Origin of the sequence: Mesorhizobium sp. M2A.F.Ca.ET.037.01.1.1 (genome assembly GCF_003998075.1) — a bacterium.
GTDB lineage: Bacteria > Pseudomonadota > Alphaproteobacteria > Rhizobiales > Rhizobiaceae > Mesorhizobium.
This window is the reverse complement of sequence record NZ_RZSA01000447.1, coordinates 1-5,111: the sequence shown is the minus strand read 5'-3', so window position 1 is coordinate 5,111 and position 5,111 is coordinate 1. Positions and strand designations below refer to the sequence as shown.

At 62.4% G+C, this 5,111-nt stretch carries 4 protein-coding genes; 3 read left to right on the top strand and 1 reads right to left on the bottom strand.

Going from position 1 to position 5,111, the window contains the following annotated elements; translation table 11 throughout:
• On the bottom strand, positions 1–988 hold a 988-nt coding region (locus tag EOA27_RS21075; protein ID WP_126079338.1), incomplete at its 3' end, for a LysR substrate-binding domain-containing protein.
• Between the two features lie 294 nt (positions 989–1,282).
• On the opposite strand from EOA27_RS21075, the gene chvE reads away from it, so the two are divergent.
• The 3 genes from chvE to EOA27_RS21060 all read left to right on the top strand — a co-directional run.
• The gene (gene chvE, locus EOA27_RS21070) at positions 1,283–2,353 is read left to right on the top strand and encodes a multiple monosaccharide ABC transporter substrate-binding protein (protein ID WP_126079339.1); all 1,071 of its coding nucleotides are present in this window, start codon (positions 1,283–1,285) and stop codon (positions 2,351–2,353) included.
• A gap of 184 nt (positions 2,354–2,537) precedes the next feature.
• Entirely contained in the window at positions 2,538–4,073 is a 1,536-nt protein-coding gene (mmsA, locus tag EOA27_RS21065; protein ID WP_126079340.1) for a multiple monosaccharide ABC transporter ATP-binding protein, read from the top strand.
• Positions 4,070–5,111 (top strand): sugar ABC transporter permease (locus tag EOA27_RS21060; protein ID WP_145970450.1); only part of this gene is annotated, 1,042 nt, incomplete at its 3' end. The genes mmsA and EOA27_RS21060, both read left to right, overlap by 4 nt.

The window sequence follows — 5,111 nt, the reverse complement described above, 5'->3', positions numbered from 1 at the left end:
ACCCCACTTCGCGCAAGATGAAGTCGTGCAGCATTTTCGCGGCCGGCGAGAGCACGCGATTCCTGACCGTGATCAGGCTGTAGGGGCGGACCTCGATATCGAACTCAGTCTGGACCACGTCGATGGCGCCGGCCAGCCCGTCGGCCCCCTGGATGAACCTGGCGACCTGGATCGAGACCGGCGCGATGGCGTCGGACTGCGCCACCATCACCAAAGTGAGCAGCAGCGACGAGGTGTTGAGGATGCGGTCGGGCAGCGCAATGTCGCGGTTGAGAAAGTTGCTTTCCATCGCCTGGCGCAGGGGCGAGCCGCCGGACTGGAAGACCCAGTCATAGGCTGCCGTGTCTTCCAGCTTCACTGCCTTGCCACTCGCCAGCGGGTGGCCGCGGCGTACGATGAGGCAGGCCTTCTCGACGCCGATGACGCGCGATTCGAAGAGCCTCGGGTTAAGATCGTCGGGAATGCGCGCGATGATGAAGTCGTGGCGCGACGCGATCAGTTCGCGGGCGAGCACGTTGGAGGTCTCGACCTGCATGGTGATCTCGATGCGCGGATAGATGCGGCGGATTTCGCGAATCGCCGGCACGGCCAACTCGATTGCCGGAGCCGTCACCGCGCCTAGGAAAACCGCGCCGCCCTTGCCGGCCTTGAGCTCGGAAATCTCGCGATCGGCCTCGCGCATTTCGAGCAGGATCGAGCGGGCGCGCCGCGCGAGCGCCTTGCCATAAGGGGTCAGCGTCACGCCGCGCGGCAGCCGCTCGCACAATCTGACGTCGAGCACGGCCTCCATCTCGGCGATCATGCGCGAGGCGGCCGGCTGCGAGATGTTCATGACCTGTGCGGCCGCGCTCACCCGTCCGTGATCGTCCAGCGCGGTGATCATGCGCATATGTCGGAGGCTCAGGCCGCTGCGTAGCAGCGTCTCGCCGTCTCCCGGCGATTTCTCGTAACCACCTGAAATCGCGCCGAAATCTTGCATCGCCGCCATGATCCTAGACCTCCGAAGCGGGTTTCCTTTCAACCTTCTAAGCCATATCAGTTTCGATATAGCAATCACCAAAGATCGCATTTGACAGTTATGTCAAAGGGCCACACCCTTCGCGCGTTCCGAGGCGCAGGGGTCGGTAACGAGCGAATTCGTATCGATTGAACCTGCGTCGCGGGGCCGATTGGGAGGATACCGGAGATCGATAAAGCCGACGGAGGCGCGCCAGCGCATCTGCCCGGCTGCGCGGCCCGCGAAGCCCCGAGGTGTCGCGTCTATCAACCAGGGAGAGTAATCGTGAAGATCATCAAGACACTGGCCGCCGTCGCGGCCCTTGGCGTCGCTGCCATGACCTACTCGGCACACGCGGCCGACAAGGGCCTCATCGGCGTGCTGATGCCGACCAAGACCTCGCAGCGCTGGATCAACGACGGCGACGCCGTCAAGTCCCAGCTCGAGAAGCTCGGCTACACCGTCGACCTGCAATACGCGCAGGACGACATCCCGAACCAGCTCAGCCAGCTGGAAAACGAAATCACCAAGGGACCGAAGGCGCTGATCATCGCTTCGATCGACGGCACCACCATGGCCGACGCGCTGCAGAAGGCCAACGACGCGGGCGTCGTCGTCGTTGCCTATGACCGCCTGATCAAGAAGACCCCGAATGTCGACTACTACACCACCTTCGACAATTTCGGCGTCGGCGTGATCCAGGCGAACTCGCTGGTCAAGGGCCTCAAGGAGCGCTTCCCGAACACCAAGCCGTGGAACGTCGAGCTGTTCGGCGGCTCGCCGGACGACAACAACGCCTTCTTCTTCTACAATGGCGCAATCTCGGTCCTGCAGCCGCTGATCGATGACGGCTCGATCAAGATCAAGTCCGGCCAGACGGGCATGGACAAGGTCGGCACGCTGCGCTGGCTCGCCGCCACCGCCCAGGCGCGCATGGACAACCTGCTTTCGGCCAACTACTCGGACGGCAGCCGCGTCGATGGCGTTCTGTCGCCTTATGACGGCCTTTCGCGCGGCATCACCGCCTCGCTGCGCGCCGTCGGCTACGGGACGGACGCTCAGCCCTGGCCGATCGTGACCGGCCAGGACGCCGAGACCGCCTCCGTCAAGCTGATCATCTCGGGCGAACAGTATTCGACGGTGTTCAAAGACACCCGCGAGTTGGCCAAGTCGACCGTGGAGCTCGTCGACAAGGTACTCTCGGGCGGCAAGCCTGAGGGCCTCGACACCAAGACCTACAACAACGATGTCAAGGTGGTTCCCTCGATCCTCCTGACGCCGGTCGAGGTCGACAAGTCGAACTACGAGAAGCTGGTCGTCGACTCCGGCTACATCAAGGCCGAAGAGCTGAAGTAATCCGGCTTGAAACGAGGGGTCCTGCGTGACGCAGGGCCCCTTTTCGTTCAGAAGCGACCCCGGTATTGTTTTTGCCGGCTTCTGCAGCGCAGCGCGCCGTCACGGTGCGAAGGCAGCCGCAGCATTTTGATTTCGCGCATGGCATTCTCCGATGATGGAAAGCGTGCGCCAAGGAGCAGACCCGATGGCCTCGACGATTTTGGAGATGCGCGACATCACCAAGACGTTCCCCGGCGTGAAGGCGTTGTCGAACGTCAATCTAAGCGTCGAGGAAGGTGAGATCCACGCGATCGTCGGCGAGAACGGCGCCGGCAAGTCGACGCTGATGAAAGTGCTGTCGGGCGTCTATCCGTCCGGGACCTATGATGGCCAAATCATCTTTCGCGGCCAGGAATGCAATTTCAAAGGCATTCACGACAGCGAGCATATGGGCATCGTCATCATCCACCAGGAGCTTGCCCTGGTGCCGATGCTCTCGATCGCGGAAAACATCTTCCTCGGCAACGAGCACGCCAGCTATGGCGTCATCGACTGGGACGCCAATGAGACGCGCACGGCCGCCCTGCTCAAGAAGGTCGGGCTCAAGGAGGATCCCAAGACGCTGATCACCAATATCGGTGTCGGCAAGCAGCAGCTGGTCGAGATCGCCAAGGCGCTCAGCAAGGAAGTGAAGCTCCTGATTCTGGACGAGCCGACGGCCTCGCTCAGCGAAAAGGACAGCCAGGCGCTGCTCGACCTCCTGCTCGAGTTCAAGCGCCAGGGCATGACCTCGATCCTGATCTCGCACAAGCTGAACGAGGTGAACCGTGTCGCCGACAATGTGACGGTGATCCGCGACGGGCGCACCATCGAGACCTTGCCGAGGAAGGACATCTCGGAAGACCGCATCATCACCTCGATGGTCGGCCGTTCCCTCGACGACCGCTACCCGCCGCGCGAGCCGCAGATCGGCGACGTCATTTTCGAGGTGAAGGACTGGTCGGTCTACCACCCCATCCACGCCGAGCGGCAGGTGATCAAGAACGTAAACCTCAATGTGCGCAAGGGCGAGGTGGTGGGTATTGCGGGGCTGATGGGCGCCGGCCGCACCGAATTCGCGATGAGCCTGTTCGGCCGCTCCTACGGCCGGCACATCACCGGTGAGGTGTCGCTCCACGGCAAACCGCTCGACCTCTCGTCGGTGAGCAAGGCGGTGGAGAACCGCATCGCCTATGTGACGGAAGACCGCAAAACCTACGGCCTCAACCTCATCGACCACATCAAGCACAATGTGACCTTGGCCAATCTTGGCGGCGTTTCCAGCCGCGGCGTCATCGACGACATGCGCGAGATGAGCGTCGCCAACGACTACCGCAAGAAGACCAATATCCGCGCCTCCAGCGTCTATCAGCTGACAGGCAACCTTTCGGGCGGCAACCAGCAGAAGGTGGTGCTGTCGAAATGGCTGTTCGCCGATCCGGAAGTCTTGATCCTCGACGAGCCGACCCGCGGCATTGACGTCGGCGCCAAGTACGAAATCTATACGATCATCGCCCGCCTCGCCGCCGAGGGCAAAGCGATCATCGTCATCTCGTCGGAAATGCCCGAATTGCTCGGCATCACCGACCGCATCTATGTGATGAACGAAGGGCGTATCGTCGGCGAAATGGCGGCAAGCGAAGCCAGCCAGGAAAAAATCATGCGCGCCATCGTTCGCGGAGAAGGAAAAAAAGCATCATGAGCACAGAAAGCGCTCCCGCACCGCAAAGCGGCACAGCCGAAGACGTCAAGCAGGGTCCACGCATCGCCGTGTCGGCGCTGACGACGAACCTGCGCGAATACGGCCTGATCATCGCGCTGATCGTCATCATGCTGTTCTTCCAGTACACGACGTCGGGCACGCTGTTCAAACCGGTCAACCTCTCGAACCTGGTGCAGCAGAACTCGTTCATCATCGTGATGGCGCTGGGCATGCTCCTGGTGATCGTCGCCGGCTATATCGACCTCAGCGTGGGATCGGTGGCAGGCTTCATCGGCGCGCTTGCCGCGATGATGATGGTCATCTGGCCGCTCGGCATATTCTCGAATCCATTGGTGGTCTCGATCGTCTGCCTGATCGTCGGCGCGCTGATCGGCGCGGCGCAAGGCTACTGGATCGCCTATCACAAGATACCGAGCTTCATCGTGACGCTGGCCGGCATGCTGATCTTCCGCGGCATCTGCCAGGCGCTGCTCGGCGGCGGCTCGTCGGTCGGCCCGCTGCCGGACAGCTTCAAGGCGCTGAGCTCGGGCTTCATCCCGGACGTCATCGGCCCGCTTGTGCTGATCCCGCCGACGGTCAATGCCGCCGGCAAGACCATCGTCGGCAGCGGCTTGACGCTGCATATGACAACGATCGTGCTCGGCCTGATCGCCGTGCTCGCCTATGCCTATTTCGGTTTCAGGACGCGGCGCAAGCGCGAGCGCCATGGCTATGAGGCGGAGCCCTTCCCGCTGTTCGTGATCAAGACGCTGGTCGGCAGCGCGCTGGCGCTGTTCCTGGTGTTCCAGTTCGCCAGCTACCGGGGCCTGCCGGTCGTGCTCTTGGTGATGGGTGTGCTCATCTCGCTGTTCGTCTTCGTCACCAAGCGCATGACCATCGGCCGCCGTATCTACGCCATGGGCGGCAACGCCAAGGCGGCGCAGCTCTCGGGCATCAACACCGAACGGCTGACGCTGCTGGTCTTCATCAACATGGGCGTGCTGTCGGCGCTCGGCGGCCTGATCATCGCGGCGCGCC